The organism is Promicromonospora sp. Marseille-Q5078 (assembly GCF_050315395.1).
Classification (GTDB): Bacteria; Actinomycetota; Actinomycetes; order Actinomycetales; family Cellulomonadaceae; genus Isoptericola.
Genome location: NZ_JBNPQG010000001.1, coordinates 2,984,991 through 2,999,859, shown reverse-complemented (window position 1 = coordinate 2,999,859; position 14,869 = coordinate 2,984,991). Strand labels below are relative to the sequence as shown.

General features: G+C 71.4%; 13 protein-coding genes. 7 read left to right on the top strand and 6 right to left on the bottom strand.

The features are described 5' to 3' along the window. The first annotated feature begins 5 nt into the window (after window positions 1-5). The 3 genes from brxL (at window position 6) to ACQFYA_RS14030 (ending at window position 5,076) form a co-directional block, all read left to right on the top strand. Window positions 6-2,207, top strand: coding sequence for a BREX system Lon protease-like protein BrxL (gene brxL / locus ACQFYA_RS14040; protein WP_499125229.1), 2,202 nt, complete (start codon window positions 6-8; stop codon window positions 2,205-2,207). A gap of 662 nt (window positions 2,208-2,869) precedes the next feature. Then, window positions 2,870-4,528 carry an arylsulfatase gene (locus ACQFYA_RS14035; RefSeq protein ID WP_499125227.1) on the top strand — a complete coding sequence of 553 codons (1,659 nt, stop codon included), beginning with the start codon at window positions 2,870-2,872 and terminating at the stop codon, window positions 4,526-4,528. Then, window positions 4,507-5,076 (top strand): hypothetical protein, encoded by a 570-nt coding sequence (locus tag ACQFYA_RS14030; protein ID WP_499125226.1) that lies wholly within the window; start codon window positions 4,507-4,509, stop codon window positions 5,074-5,076. Before ACQFYA_RS14035 ends, ACQFYA_RS14030 begins: the two co-directional genes overlap by 22 nt. 15 nt (window positions 5,077-5,091) lie before the next feature. Here ACQFYA_RS14030 and ACQFYA_RS14025 read toward each other — a convergent pair whose 3' ends face one another. After that, entirely contained in the window at window positions 5,092-6,396 is a 1,305-nt protein-coding gene (locus tag ACQFYA_RS14025) for a DUF1214 domain-containing protein (protein WP_499125224.1), read from the bottom strand. 146 nt (window positions 6,397-6,542) lie between these two features. On the opposite strand from ACQFYA_RS14025, the gene ACQFYA_RS14020 reads away from it, so the two are divergent. From ACQFYA_RS14020 to ACQFYA_RS14005, 4 genes are read left to right on the top strand one after another with little or no spacing between them, the layout of a single operon-like run. Then, window positions 6,543-7,172 (top strand): TMEM175 family protein, encoded by a 630-nt coding sequence (locus ACQFYA_RS14020; protein WP_499125222.1) that lies wholly within the window; start codon window positions 6,543-6,545, stop codon window positions 7,170-7,172. A 10-nt stretch (window positions 7,173-7,182) separates the two neighbouring features. After that, a complete protein-coding gene (locus tag ACQFYA_RS14015) occupies window positions 7,183-7,908 on the top strand; it encodes an MSMEG_4193 family putative phosphomutase (protein ID WP_499125221.1) in 726 nt (241 codons plus the stop codon). A 10-nt stretch (window positions 7,909-7,918) separates the two neighbouring features. Further along, window positions 7,919-8,482 (top strand): DUF3090 domain-containing protein, encoded by a 564-nt coding sequence (locus ACQFYA_RS14010; RefSeq protein WP_499125219.1) that lies wholly within the window; start codon window positions 7,919-7,921, stop codon window positions 8,480-8,482. A gap of 25 nt (window positions 8,483-8,507) precedes the next feature. Then, entirely contained in the window at window positions 8,508-9,293 is a 786-nt protein-coding gene (locus ACQFYA_RS14005; RefSeq protein ID WP_499125217.1) for an SCO1664 family protein, read from the top strand. A gap of 69 nt (window positions 9,294-9,362) precedes the next feature. Here the strand turns inward: ACQFYA_RS14005 and ACQFYA_RS14000 are convergent, their stop codons facing one another. From ACQFYA_RS14000 to ACQFYA_RS13980, 5 genes are all read right to left on the bottom strand, one after another. Further along, window positions 9,363-10,403, bottom strand: coding sequence for an NAD(P)-dependent alcohol dehydrogenase (locus tag ACQFYA_RS14000; protein ID WP_499125215.1), 1,041 nt, complete (start codon window positions 10,401-10,403; stop codon window positions 9,363-9,365). Window positions 10,404-10,505: 102 nt separating this feature from the next. After that, a complete protein-coding gene (locus ACQFYA_RS13995) occupies window positions 10,506-11,240 on the bottom strand; it encodes a SprT-like domain-containing protein (RefSeq protein ID WP_499125213.1) in 735 nt (244 codons plus the stop codon). A 99-nt stretch (window positions 11,241-11,339) separates the two neighbouring features. Next, the gene (locus ACQFYA_RS13990; protein WP_499125212.1) at window positions 11,340-12,761 is read right to left on the bottom strand and encodes a glucosidase family protein; all 1,422 of its coding nucleotides are present in this window, start codon (window positions 12,759-12,761) and stop codon (window positions 11,340-11,342) included. Window positions 12,762-12,922: 161 nt separating this feature from the next. Then, entirely contained in the window at window positions 12,923-13,225 is a 303-nt protein-coding gene (locus ACQFYA_RS13985; RefSeq protein WP_499125210.1) for a hypothetical protein, read from the bottom strand. Between the two features lie 177 nt (window positions 13,226-13,402). Further along, a complete protein-coding gene (locus tag ACQFYA_RS13980; RefSeq protein WP_499125209.1) occupies window positions 13,403-14,866 on the bottom strand; it encodes an MATE family efflux transporter in 1,464 nt (487 codons plus the stop codon). Window positions 14,867-14,869: the final 3 nt, after the last annotated feature.

The following is a 14,869-nucleotide window of genomic DNA, read 5'->3' as shown; positions in this document are numbered from 1 at the left end:
CAGCCATGACCAACCTCGAAGACGCCCTCGGCGAGATCGACGTCCTCGCCGCCGCGGAGACGACCGACGCCGCCCCGACGAAGTCTGCGCTCGACGACAAGATCAACGAGCACTTCGCTGGCGCCGTCGTCCGCAAGGACCTCGTCAAGGCGGTCCGCGGCAACGCCGTCGTGCCGTCTTACGTCCTTGAGTACCTGCTGGGCCAGTACGCCGCATCCGACGATGAGGCGACGATCCAGGCTGGGATCGACAGCGTGCGGCAGATCCTCGCGACCCACTACGTCAACCGCAACGAGCACATGCTCGTGAAGTCGGAGATCCGCCGCAAGGGCCGCCACCGCGTGATCGACAAGGTCACCGTCACCCTCAACGAGAAGAACGACGTCCACGAGGCAGAGTTCGAGAACCTCCAGGTCAAGGGCGTCATCATCGACGACGTCACGGTCAAGCAGAACCCCAAGCTCCTCGTCGGCGGCGTCTGGTGCATCTGCGACATCGAGTACTTCCACTCCGACGACCAGCGCGTCGTGCCGTGGATCCTCGGCAGCCTCAAGCCCATCCAGGTCGCCGGCATCGACATCGACCACTACTACGAGGCACGCAAGGCGTTCACGACAGACGAGTGGATCGACCTGCTCATGCAGTCGATCGGCCTCAACCCCGAGCAGTTCAACGAGCGCGGCAAGCTCATCGCCCTGACACGGCTCATCCCGTTTGTCGAGCGCAACTACAACGTCGTCGAGCTCGGCCCCAAGGGCACCGGCAAGTCGCACACGTTCAGCGAGTTCTCCCCGAACGGCATCCTCATCTCCGGCGGAGAGGTCACGGTCGCCAAACTGTTCGTGAACAACGCCAGCGGGCGCATCGGGCTGGTCGGCTACTGGGACTGCGTCGCGTTCGACGAGTTCGCCGCCAACCGTCGCACCGACCAGAATCTAGTCAACGTGATGAAGAACTACCTCGCGAACAAGTCGTTCTCGCGCGGTACGAGCATTTATGGGGCCGAGGCCTCGATGGCGTTCATCGGTAACACCACGCACACTGTGCCCTACATGCTCAAGAACAGTGACCTGTTCGACGAGCTGCCCGACGCCTACCGCGACCCGGCCTGGCTCGACCGCATTCACCACTACATCCCCGGCTGGGAGGTCGCGCCGATCCGCTCGGAGATGTTCTCCACCGGCTACGGGTTCGTCGTCGACTACCTCGCCGAGATCCTGCGCGCGAAGCGGTCCGAGGACTTCTCCGACAAGTACAAGGACTACTTCACCCTCGACAGCTCAATCTCCACGCGCGACCAGGACGGCATCCGCAAGACCTTCTCTGGGCTGATGAAACTCGTGCACCCGACGGGTGAAGCCACGGAGGACGAGGTCCGCACGCTCCTGGAGTTCGCGGTCGAGGGTCGCAAGCGTGTCAAGGACTCGATCCTGCGGATCGACGCCACCATGCGCGACACCCCGGTTCGGTTCCGGTACTCCGACACGTCGGGGGCGTGGCAGGAGGTCGCGACGCTCGAGGAGAGTCAGTACCCGCAGCTGTATCGGCGGGACTGGGACGCAGTGCCCGAGGGTGAGGGCGGAGCGACTGCATACGCGGCCACGGGAGTGCTTCCAGTCCCGGCTACTGCGCCATCTTCCGAGTCCTCGGTGACTACACCGGACGCGCCCGTCCAGCCCGTGCCGTCTGGGTTGGCCGAGGGGCATCGAGACTTCACCGCCGGCCAGCGAGGAGTCTCGTACGAAACCCTCCTCCTGCCGTACCTTCGTGGCGCTTCCAAGATCACCATCACGGACCCCTACATCCGCATGCCGCACCAGGGACGCAACCTCGCGGACCTGCTAAGCCTCGTCGCCGCAGCTAAGGACGACGCCGACGAGATCGACGTCCTGCTTGTCACCACCGAGGAGCCGAAGTCCGAGTTCAAGCACGGCCAGTTGCTGATGCTCAAGTCGATCAAGGACGCTTCCGACGCGGTGGGCGTTCGCCTCGGAGTTCGGCTCGACGACACGATCCACGACCGCCGCATCGAGACCAACCATGGCTGGCGTATCGACCTCGGCAAGGGCCTCGACATCTGGCAGAAGCCGAGCGACAACCCCTTCGACTTCGGACGCAACCGTCAGCAGTTCCGGCTCATCGGCTCGGCGTTCACCGTCCACTACATGAAGGTCCACGTTCTCTCCGACCCGGAGGCAGCGGAGTGACCCGGGCCCGCACTGGCGGCTTGTTGCAGCTGAGAGGCTAGGGGTGTCACCAGGCGCTGTGCTAGGCCGCCACTGTGTGCGCTTCGTCGGGAGGGGTAGAACGGTGCCGTGACCGGCGCTGTCGTACGCTCGACGGGACGCATGGCACGAACGCGTCCGCATCACCGTTTTCAGTGGCACGCGAGTTGCACGGCCACTCGAGGCGAGGGAAAGAACCGCGGAATTTCAACGATCCTTGGGCCTTGAACTACACGATCAACATCTGACCGTGGGTCGGATCGGCCCGGCCTCGATCCCGTTGTCAGAGTATTCGAGCCGCGGGATCCCGCGGTCCCGGGCGCCTTGCTGCTCGGAACTCCGTGCGTCCTTCCCGCACACGAACTCCCGGCGGTGAACGCCCCGCCCGGCGGGCGCCATCGTCCTGCGGAAGGCGCCCAGCGGTCTCCGGTGGCGCCCGCGACGTGCCCGGTTAGTGTCGTTTCCGGAGTTCCGGCCGACAGCTCAGGAGATGCGTAGACATGGGTGCCAGCACGAACGACGTCGATCGCCACCGCCTCCCGATCGGTCGGCGTCGCAGGGCGTCGGACACACCGGTGGATGCGCGGAACGCGGTCAAGCCCGCCCCGTCGACGCCGCTCCGGCCGCCGCAGGGTGCGCCGAACGTGCTGATCGTGCTGGTGGACGACATGGGGTTCGGGGTGAGCAGCGCGTTCGGCGGTCCGTGCGAGATGCCGCGTGCCGAGCAGATGGCCACCGAGGGCACGCGGTTCACGCGCTTCCACACCACGGCGCTGTGCTCGCCGACGCGGCAGTCGCTGATGACGGGGCGCAACCACCACACGGCGGAGATGGGCGCGCTGGCCGAGGTCGCGACGTCGCTGCCGGGCTACACGGGCGTGCGCCCGGACGACTGCGCGACCATCGCGCAGGTGCTGCGGATGAACGGCTACTCCACGGGCATGTTCGGCAAGCACCACCAGACGCCGCCGTGGGAGACGAGCCCGTCGGGGCCGTTCGACCGCTGGCCGACCGGTGAGGGCTTCGAGAAGTTCTACGGGTTCATCGGCGGGGACACCCACCAGTACGTGCCCGCCCTGGTGGAGGGCACGAGGCCGGTCGAGCCGCCCCGCACGCCGGAGGAGGGCTACCACCTGTCGGAGGACCTGGTGGACCAGGCGATCTCGTGGATCAGCGGGCTGACCTCCCTGACGCCGGACAAGCCGTGGTTCACGTACCTGTCCTTCGGTGCGACCCACGCTCCCCACCACGTGCCGCAGCCGTACCTGGACGCCGTCCGGGGGACGTTCGACCACGGCTACGACCGCCAGCGCGAGATCACGTTCGCGCGTCAGCAGGAGCTCGGCATCGTGCCGGAGGACGCGGAGCTGACCGCGCCGAACACGCGGATCCCCGCCTGGGACGACCTGGGCGACGACGACCGGATGGTGGGCACGCGCCTGTTCGAGGCGTACGCGGCGATGGCCCGGCACACCGACGACCAGGTCGCTCGCCTGCTGGACTCGCTGGAGGAGCAGGGCATCCTCGACGACACGCTGATCTTCTACGTCCTGGGCGACAACGGGGCCTCGGCCGAGGCGGGGGCGTACGGCACGTTCAACGAGATGGCATACCAGAACAACGTGCTGATGACGACCGAGGACATCAAGCCGCACCTGGACGAGATCGGCGGCAGGAGCTCGTTCAACCACATGCCGTCGGGGTGGGCGCACGCGATGAACACCCCGTTCCAGTGGAGCAAGATCGTGGCGTCCCACTGGGGCGGCACCCGCACGGGGATGATCGCGGGGCTCCCGGGCCGCATCCCGGCGGGCGAGCAGCGGTCGCAGTTCACGCACGTCATCGACGTCGTGCCGACCATCCTCGAGTTCGCCGGCATCCCCGAGCCCGACCAGGTCAACGGCATCGCCCAGCGGCCCCTGGAGGGCATGAGCTTCAAGTACGCGATCGCCGACGCCGACGCCTCGGAGCGCCACCACACCCAGTACTTCGAGATCGGCGGGAACCGCGGGATCTACCACGACGGCTGGACCGCCGTCACCCAGCACTGGCTGCCCTGGCCCGACCCGGACGACCACGTCCCCGCCCTGACCGACGACACCTGGGAGCTCTACGGCCCGGACGACTGGACGCAGGCGCACGACCTGGCCGCCGAGATGCCCGACAAGTTGCGGGAGCTGCAGGAGAGGTTCCTCATCGAGGGGCCAAGTACAACGTCCTGCCCATCGACGACCGGCAGCGCGAGCGGTTCGACCCCGTGGTGGCGGGTCGCCCCGACCTCATGGGCGGCCGTACCTCCCTGACGCTGCGGCCGGGCATGACGCGGCTCAACGAGAACACGGTGCCGAACGTCAAGAACACCTCGTTCACCGTGTCCGCGACCTTCACGGTGCCCGACGAGGCGCCCGTCGAGGGCGCGCTGGTCGCGCAGGGCGGCAGCTTCGGCGGCTGGGCCCTGTACTTCCGCGAGGGGCGCCTCGCCTACGCCCACAACTTCGTCGGCATGCACACCTCGGTGGTCCGCGCAGACCAGGCGATCGCGGCCGGCGACCACACCGTGCGGATGCGGTTCGACTACGACGGCGGCGGCGCGGGCAAGGGCGGCGACGTCACGCTCTTCTACGACGACGCCGAGGTCGGCAAGGGGCGCGTGGAGCAGACGGTCCCCGGGCTCTTCTCGTTCGACGAGGGGCTCGACGTCGGCACGGACAGCCTCGACCCGGTCGTCGACGACTACGCGACCCCGAAGGGCGCCTTCACCGGAGCCCTCGACAAGGTCGTGATCGACATCGCCCCCGACGCCGAGCACGACCCCGACCTCGTCCTGCGCGCCCGGTACCGCAAGCAGTAGCCGGCGGCGTGCCGCTCAGCGACGTGCGTCGGGGACCACGGCGGGCGGCGTCCACGCCCCGCTGCGGACCTCGGCCCGCGGGAGGTAGGCGCGCAGGATCGCGGTGAACCGCCGCCGGCCGGCCGGCAGCGGGAGCCAGTTCTCCTCGGCGACCTCCGGCGGGCGCTCGGTGGCGTAGACGAGCGTGAACCCGCCGTCGTCGTCGAGCGTGAGCTTGCTGCGGTAGCCGACCTCGTACCGCCCGGCGGGGTTCGGCACGAGCATCATCGACGGGTACGCGTACACGGTCAGCGACCAGTAGCCGTCGACGTGGTCGCCGGGACCGTCGCCGGGCGCGAACCGCTGCCGGTAGACCGTGCCGCCCGTGGGCTCGACGCCGGTCGCGTCCGTCTGCAGCGGCAGGTAGATCGCCTCGGTGGCGGCGTTCCACCAGATGCCCGCGAAGTTCGCGGTGGTGCGGAAGCCGACGTCGTCGCCGAAGCTGTCGCGGTCGCCTGTGGTCGTCCATCCGTCGCGCGCCTCGCTGAGGTGCGTCGACAGGTACAGGAAGTGCGGGAACGACGTCGTGCGGACGAAGTCGTCGAGCGCGGCGGCGTGGGACGGGCCGCTCGCCACATAGGTGGACAGGGCCTCGAGCAGCGGCAGCATGTCCGGGAGGCGTCCGCTGCGGTCGGGCGCCGCCAGCGCCTGCTCCAGTCGCGCGCGCTCGAACAGCACCGACGCGGCCGGCTCCGTGTTCGTGAACATCGGGACGTCCACGGCCGGCTCGATCACCGGGCGCCCGGTCGAGCGCACGGCGAAGCGGTGCTGGAGGTCGACGGCGTCCGTGACGTCGTCGACGATCTGCACGCGGGTGAGCACCTTCGCCTTGGCCGACGGCAGGTCGATCCGGAACGCGCCCTCGGGGATGTCCGGGCTGCTGCCGGCCAGGCAGAGGGCGTAGGTGCCGTGCGGGTGCTCCGGCAGCGTCCGCTCGTTGACGTTCTGCACGATCTCGGCCCACTCGTCGACGATCTGCGCGGTGTAGTAGGTGCCCGCCGGCACGGACGGCACGTCGAGCAGCGCGGGAGTGCGCTCGTCGACGGCGACCCACGCCTCTGAGTAGACGACGTCCAGGTTCGGGTTGACGAAGGTCGGCGCGGCGTCCGCTCCCGTGCCCGCGAGCACCGGCGAGCTGTGCTTGAGCACGTTGTACCCCACGCCCGGCTCGGCCAGGTCGAGGTGCTCCTGCCGCACCACCAGATAGCGCCCGAGCACGTACACCCAGGCCTGGGTGATCTCCTCGCCGGTGAGGTCGAGTCCGTCCAGGGGTTTCGTCACGGGGTCTCCTTCGTGCGGCGGGTCGCCGTGGCCGGCCGCTCCTCTTCATGGCCTGTATATGGCCTGGTGACGGGCGCCGCCACCGCTGGGCTCCCCGCGCGCGGTGGGCGGTTGTCGGTGCCGGCCGACGCTCCTAGCCTGAGCGCATGTCCATGACGCGCCGCGGGGACCGTCAGGGTGACCAGCGCGGACTGGACCGCATGCTCGCGTTCGCGGACGCCGTGGTCGCGATCGCGATCACCCTGGTCGTCCTCCCGCTCGTGGACACCGCCATGGGGGCGACGTCCACCGAGGCCTTCCTCACCGAGCACAGGAGCGAGATCGGCTCGGCGGCGATCAGCTTCGTCGTCATCGCGGCGTTCTGGCGGGCCCACCACTGGCTCTTCGCGCCGGCCACCGGCTACTCGTCGTCCGTGCTCAGCCTGGAGATCGTCTGGCTCGCCTCGATCGTCGCGATCCCCGTCGCCACCGTGCTCGACGTCGCGGCCGGCGACTCCGACCGGCTCACGCTCGGGATCTACATCGGGACGCTCCTCGTCAGCTCGCTCGCCCTCCGCGCCGAGTCGACCGCGCTTCGCCGAGGCGGGTTCCTCGCGGGCACACCCCGGGAGAGCGTGCTGGAGCGATGGCTGGGCTCGGGGCTGATGTTCGTGGCCCTGGTCCTGGCCGTCCTGTTTCCGCAGCCGGGCGCACTGTGGCTGCTCCTCCTGCTCCTCGAGCAGCCGCTCAGACGCGGGGTGCGGCGCCGAGGAACGACAGAGCATTCCACGCCGTAGGCTCCGGACCATGCCGACCGTCCTCCTCGTCCGCCACGGCCGTACCACCGCGAACGCCGAGGGCGTCCTCGCGGGCCGCGCCGCGGGGGTGCGGCTCGACGCCGTGGGCCGCGAGCAGGCGGCCCGGACCGCGAGGCGGCTGGCGGCGGTGCCCCTCGCCGCCGTGGTGACGAGCCCGCTCGAGCGGTGCCGGCAGACGGCCCGCGTCCTCGTCGACCAGCAGGGCGACCAGCAGGGCAACCAGCAGGACGATGCCGCCGCCACGCCGCCGACGCTCGTCGAGCACGGCATCAGCGAGTGCGACTACGGGCGGTGGCAGGGGAAGGCCCTGCGCGACCTGGCGAAGGACCCCCTGTGGTCGCTGGTCCAGACGCAGCCGTCGGCGGTGACGTTCCCGGGCGGGGAGTCGCTCGCGGCGATGCAGAGCCGGTCGGTGGCGGCGATCCGCCGCCATGACGCGGAGCTCGAGGAGCGGCACGGGAAGGGCGCGGTCTGGGCGGCCGTCGCGCACGGAGACATCATCAAGGCGGTGCTCGCCGACGCCCTGGGCATGCACCTCGACCTCTTCCAGCGCATCGCGGTGGGGCCGGCGTCGGTCTCGATCGTGCGGTACGGGCCGCACCGGCCCGAGGTCGTGGCCGTGAACACCGACGCCGGAGACCTCTCGTGGCTCCGCGAGGCGCGACCCGCGGGGGACGCGCCCGTCGGCGGCGGGGCCGGCGCGGGAGCCTCCTAGAGTGGGTCCCATGCCCACTCTCGTGCACGAGTTCGACTGGCCCGACCGGGTCGTGGTCGGGACGGTCGGCCGCCCCGGGTCGCGCACCTTCTACCTCCAGGCCCGCGCCGGACGGCGGACCGCCAGCATCGCCATGGAGAAGCAGCAGTCCGCCGTGCTCGCCGAGATGATCGACGGGCTGCTCGACGAGCTGATGTCGGCGAACGACCAGCTCACCATCCCGTCCGAGGCCCCCGTCGAGCTCCTCGACGACGATCCGCTGGAGCAGCCGGTGGAGGAGGACTTCCGTACGGGGTCGATACGGCTGGGCTGGGACCCCCGCACGCTGCAGATGGTGATCGAGGCCTTCCCCGTCGACGAGGACCCGTCCGACGACGACGTCATCGTCGACGACCCGGAGACCGCGGACGGCGAGCCCAGCGAGATGCTGCGGGTGCGGATACCGGTCGGCACCGCGCGGGCCTTCGCGCAGCGCGCCCGCCGGGTCGTCGCGTCCGGCCGCCCGACGTGCCCGGACTGCGGCATGCCGATGGACGACGACGGCCACGAGTGCGCGCCGGGCGACGACGCGTGAGAGCCGCGAGCCGGCCGAGCGCGCCGTGACCGAGCAGCAGGTCGACCTCGAGCAGGACGCTCTCGAGGTCGTCGGCCGTCTCGAGGTCGCCTCGAACGAGACGTTCCTCGGGCGGATCGGCGGGGCCACCGTCGTCTACAAGCCCGTGGCGGGCGAGAAACCGCTGTGGGACTTCCCGGACGGCACGCTGGCCGGCCGCGAGGTCGCGGCCTACCTCGTCTCCGAGTCGCTCGGCTGGGGCGTCGTGCCCCGGACCTGGCTGCGCGACGGACCTCTCGGCCCGGGCATGGTCCAGCTCTGGCAGGAGCAGGACCGCGACCAGGACCCGGTCGACGTCGTCCCGGCGCACGCCGCGAGACGCGACGGCCGGCGCGTGGTGCTCGAGGGCAGCGACGAGAACGACGAACCGGTCTGCCTGGTCCACGAGGACTCGCCGTCGCTGCGGCGGATGGCGGTGTTCGACGCGGTGGTCAACAACGCGGACCGCAAGGGCGGGCACGTGCTGCCCCTGCACGACGGACGCCGCCTCGGGGTCGACCACGGCGTCACGTTCCACGTCGAGCCGCGGCTGCGCACGGTGCTGTGGGGATGGGTCGGCGAGCCCCTGCTCGACGACGAGCTCGACGGCGTCCGGCGGGTCCGCGCGGGCCTCGAGGACTCCCGGGAGGGCGGGCTCGGCGGTCGGCTCGCCGCCCTGCTCGACGACGTCGAGCTCGTCGCGCTGGCCGCACGGTGCGACCGGCTGCTGCGCACGCCCGTCTTCCCGTCGCCCGAGGGCGACATGCCGGCCGTGCCCTGGCCCCTGTTCTAGGACGTCGAGGCGGGCCCGACCGGCAGCCGCAGGGACGACCTGGCGGGGCGATCAGGTCGAGAGATGTCGCTACAGGGTCGCGGTGTCGATCACGAACCGGTAGCGCACGTCGCTGGCCAGGACGCGCTCGTAGGCGTCGTTGATCTGGTCGGCGCCGATGAGCTCGGTCTCGGGGGCGATCCCGTGCTCGGCGCAGAAGTCGAGCATCTCCTGGGTCTCCGCGATGGAGCCGATGCCGGAGCCGGCGAACGACCGGCGGTTGCCGAACAGCGAGAACACCTGGATGGGCAGCGGCTCCGGCGGAGCGCCGACGTTGACCATGGTGCCGTCGAGGCGCAGCAGCCGCAGGTAGAGGTTCAGGTCGAGCGACGCGCTGACGGTGTTGACGATGAGGTCGAACCGGTTGGCGAGGGCCTCGAACGTGGCGTCGTCCTCGGTCGCGTAGTAGTCGGTGGCGCCGAAGGCGAGGCCATCGTCCTTCTTCGCCAGCGTGCGCGAGAGCACGGTGACCTCGGCGCCCATCGCGGCGGCGATCTTCACGGCCATGTGGCCGAGGCCGCCCATGCCGACGACGGCGACCCGCTTGCCCGGACCGGCGTTCCAGTGCGCGAGCGGCGAGTAGGTGGTGATGCCCGCGCACAGCAGCGGCGCCGCGGCGGCGTAGTCGAGGGCGTCGGGGACGCGGAGCACGAAGTCCTCGTCGACGACGACGTGCGTCGAGTAGCCGCCCTGGGTGATCGTGCCGTCCCGGTCGGTGCTGGCGTACGTGCCGGTGTTGCCGTTGAGGCAGTAGTTCTCCATGCCGGCGCGGCAGTTCTCGCACTCGCGGCAGGAGTTGACCATGCAGCCGACGCCGACGCGGTCGCCCACGGCGTGCTTGGTGACGGCGGGGCCGACCTCGACGACCTCGCCCACGATCTCGTGTCCCACGACCTGGGGGTAGGTGATCGGGCCCCAGTCGCCGCGCACGGTGTGGATGTCGGAGTGGCAGATCCCCGCGTAGCGGATGGCGATCAGGACGTCCTTCGGGCCGACGTCGCGACGCTCGATGGTCGTGGGGACCAGCGGCTCGGTCGCGGACGGGGCGGCGTAGGCGTTGACGGTGCGCAAGAGTTCTCCTTCGTCGGTGGTGCGGCGACCACCGTATGCGCTCCGCGCCGGGCCGGGGGAGGCTCTCTCAGGGCACCCCAGGCGGGAATACGGTCAGGCGGGTCAGGAGGACGGGGCGTCCCGCGGGCCGGCGACCAGCGCGAACGGGACGCGGAGCCGTCGGCCGGAGTCGAGGACGACGGCGTAGCGCGTGTCCAGCAGCTTGGCGACGCGGCCTCGGCGGCCCCGCCACTCGTGGTCGCCGACGAGCTCCACGCGGCTGCCGGGCGTCAGGACGGGGACACCCCGCCACGACCAGGTCAGCAGGAATCGGCGGTCGAAGACCCGGGGAGAGCAGATCCCGCACGAGACCGTGGCGTGCTTCGGCGCGCGGTGCCGGCTGTGGGAGTGGCCCTGGGGGCAGGTGCCGGTCCAGTCGCCGTCGACCTGAGCGATCGACGAGTCGAAGCAGCGCTCCGGGCGGGCGCCGATCTCGGCGGCCTTGGCCTTCCAGGTGCCGTCGTGCCCGTGGCCGTGCCCGACGAGGGCGTGGGCGATCTCGTGCAGGATCGTGTTTCGCGCGTCGTGGCGCGGGAACCGGCGCATCAGCGGCACGGACAGGGAGATGGTGCGCGACCTCCACCGGGTGGCCCCGGCCCGGCGCACCGCACGGTCCCACGCGAACGACCAGTCGTGCAGGCCGTGCCGGTCCATCAGCGCACGGGCGAGCGCGGCCAGTTCGTCCAGCGGCATCGGGCCGTCGTCGGGCTTGGCGCCGGGCAGCTCGTCGGGCTCGGCGAGCAGGTCGAGCAGGTCGGCGTCGTACTGCCCCGTCGGGTCCTGGCGCGCTCGACTCATCCGTGCCCGACGTCCCTTCCGGTCCAGGCCTCGCGCGGTCGCCGGGCCTGCGGCGAACCTAGCGGCCGACACCGACACGGCACGGGGTGCGAGAGCGCCTCAGCCCGCCGCGCCGACGAGGACGTCGACCTGGTGGGTCCCGGCCGCGCCGACCGGCACGTGCACGGCGTCGTCGGAGACGTCGGCGCCGTCGACGAGCACGATGTTGCGGGTGTCGACCTGGCCGTCGATCTGGTCGGCGACCCGGTCGGTGGCGCCGCGGAGCGTGATGTCGAGGGTGGCCGCGCCGTAGGGCAGGCCTCGGAGCTCGATGGTCTCGTCCGCCTCGAGCGGGAGCGGGGCGAACCGCAGGCCGTCGGCGGACGGGGCCAGCCCGACGAGCCCCAGGTGGACGAGCCGCAGCAGCGAGGTCGCGGACCAGGTCTGGTCGGGCTGGCTCGGCCAGACGTGGCCGCACTGCCAGCCGCCGTGGGCCAGGCCGGTCGCGGCGTCGTAGAGCTCGTCGAACCGGCCGCCGCCGGCGTCCACCACGCGGTAGAAGTCCTCGAGCGTGCGGACCACGCCCGCCCGGTCGCCGGCCGTCGCGGAGGCCAGCCCGGCCAGTCCCATGACCATGGGCCAGCAGATCGCGTTGTGCCGCCCGGGGTGGGCGTCGTCGTAGCGGTCGAAGTGCGGGGCGACGTTGACCACGCCCGCGGGCCCGCGGCCGATGGAGTCGAGCACCTCCCGGGTCCGGTCCGCGGGTACGAGGCCGACGACCACGGCGAGCGCGAGGCCTGCGGCCTCGCGGTGGCGGTCGAGGGTGCCCGCCTGCGGACCCGTGCCGTGCAGGAAGTAGCCGTAGGTGTCGCCGTCGCGCAGGTGCTCCTCGATCGCGGCCGCGAGGGCGTCGGCCCGGGCGGCCAGCGCCGCCACGTCGTGGCCGAGCCGGTCCGCGGCCTCGGCGAGGCAGCGCAGGGCGGCGCCGTAGACGACGTTGGTCGACAGCGTCATGATCTCGTGCGCGTCGGGGTAGTCGAGGACGAACGAGGTGGGTTCGTCCGCGGTGGCGGGTGGCGTCGGGAGCCCGGAGATGCCGTCCTGCATCAGCCCCGGGCCGGCATACAGGCCCCAGCGCGGACGGAACCGGTCGCGGTGCAGGATCTCGAGCGAGTCGCGGCCGACGTGCCAGGCGGTCGCGAGGAACTCGTCGTCACCGGTCGTCCACGCGTGGTCGCAGGCGGCGATCACCCAGATGATCTGGTCCCACCACTGGTCGTCCTGCGCGACGACGAGCCGCCCGTCCGGCGCCGGCTCGCAGACGCGCAGCAGGGTCGCGCGCGCGTCGTCGGGCCGCAGCAGGGTGGCGGCGCCCCAGGAGTTGAGCGCGGCGTCGCGGGTCCACGGGTCGGCGTAGCCGCCGCCTGCCCGGATGAACGTGCCGGCGTCGTCGGTGACGACGTTGCGGTCGAGGGTCTCCTGCGCGAGGGCGTAGAGCTCCGAGAGCCAGGGCATGGACGAGGCACCGACGGTGGTGGTCATTCGGAGGATCCTGGCATCGTCAGCCGACCACGGCCAACCACAGTCCACGGGCGGTGTGGAACGCGTCGACCTCGTCGAGGTCGACGGCGGGCTGGTCGCCTGCCCGTCCGCCCAGGCGGTCGACGTGATGGCGCGCGGGTGGCCGTGAGGGCGCGGCCGGCTCAGTCGGCCGGCCGGCGCGTGACGGCCGACGCCCACACCCAGGCGTAGCCCTGGCGCCCGTGCGGGTCGAGGTAGCGCACGTGCACCTGGCGGTCGGTCCACCCCGTCGCCTCCCCGTCGGCCTCGAAGGCGCCGGTCTGGCGCTGTACCACCCACACGCGCACCGGCAGCGGCGTCTCGGGCTGCGTGACGGTGTGACCGCGCCGCTGCTCACCGGGGGCGTCCGCAGCGGTGTCGCGCATCGGGACCTGCTCGATCCGGCTCGCGGCGCCGTTCCGCGGGGCGCGTCGGTCGAGACCCATCGCGTCACCTCATTCGAACGGGTGTTCGACAGCATACCGTGCGACGCGAGGCTCTGAAGCGCGACCGTACCGGTTCTCACCGCTGCTCACCGACCCGGTGCTGCTCACGCTGCGGCGGATGGCGCAGCAGCGGGCGAGCGCCGGGTCGAGCACGCCGGCTGACGGCCGACGTCGCGGTCACGCCGCCTGCTCGAGCGTCTCCTCGGCGCGCTCGGGGCTGCCGTCGGCGAGACCCTTCTCGATCGCGCGCCGCGACGCGAGCAGGAGCCCGACGCCGACGAGGCACACGAGCACCTCGCTGACGGTGAGCGCCCAGACGATGCCGGCGAGCCCGAACCACAGGTTGCCGAGGATGACGATGGGGATGAACAGCACCCCCTGCGACACCGACATGACGATCGCCGGGGTGGCCCGACCTGTCGCCTGGAACAGCGACGTCATGAGCCCGGCGAAGCCGTTGGCGATCATCGCCACGAGCTGGGCGGTGAGGATCGTGGCGCCGATCGTCAGGACGGCGGGGTCGGAGACGAACGCGGAGAACACCTGGTCGCGGAACAGGATCACGACGGCGGAGAACAGCACCCCGAGGCCGCCGACGGTGAGCGCGGACGCGCGCAGCGCCGCCGTGAGGCGGCCGCGGTCGCCCTTGCCGTAGGAGTAGGCGAGCAGCGGCAGGACGCCGAGCGTGATCCCCATGAGCAGGAACTCGGGCACCTGCGCGATGCGGACGGCGACGCCCATGGCCGCGAGCGGGCCGTCGCCGTAGGCGGCGGCGAGGTTGTTGAGCACCAGCGAAGTGACGATGAGGAACGACGCCTGCAGCAGCTCGCCGACGCCGACGCCGAACACGGGCTTGAGCACGGCCGGGGAGAGGGTGAACCAGCGCGGCGCGAGGCTCATGTGCTCGCTGTGGCGGGTCAGCCAGGCGGCGAAGTAGGCGACGACGGCGAGGTTCGACAGGCCGGTCGCGAGGGCCACGCCGGCGACGCCCCAGTGCAGGACGAGGACGAACACGACGTCGAGCACGAGGTTGGCGACCGTGGACGCGACGAGGCCGACCATCACCTGACGCGCGGCGCCCTCCGCCCGCACGAGCTGCTCGAGGCAGAACGCGGCGGTGAGCACGGGGACGAAGGCGAGCATGACGCCGACGTAGGAGCTCGTCGCCGCGGCCGTCGCGGGGTCCGCGCCGAGCAGCGAGACGAGGGGCTGGAGGAACAGCAGCCCGACGACGCCGAGCACGGCGCCGGCGATCGCCGCGCCCCAGACGGCGAACGAGGAGACGTGCTTGACCTGCCCGGCCTGGGCGGGGTCGTGCTCGGCGGCGCCGAGCAGGCGGGAGACGAGCGCGCCGCCGCCCACGCCGAAGACGCCTCCGACGGCCATGACGAGGCCGAGGATCGGGGTGCCGAGCGTGACGGCGGCGAGCAGGGCGTTGTCGTGCAGGGAGCCGATGACACCGGCGTTGATGACGTTGTAGACGGCGCCGACGATCATCGCCGCTGCCATCGGCACGCACAGGTGCAGGAGGGCGCGCACGATCGGCGCGGAGGAGAGGTACCAGCGGTTGGTGCCGACGGCGTCGGCCGGGCTCGGCGAGGCGGCAGGTGGCTGGGCGGGGGAGGTGAGGTCGGTGGTCATGGC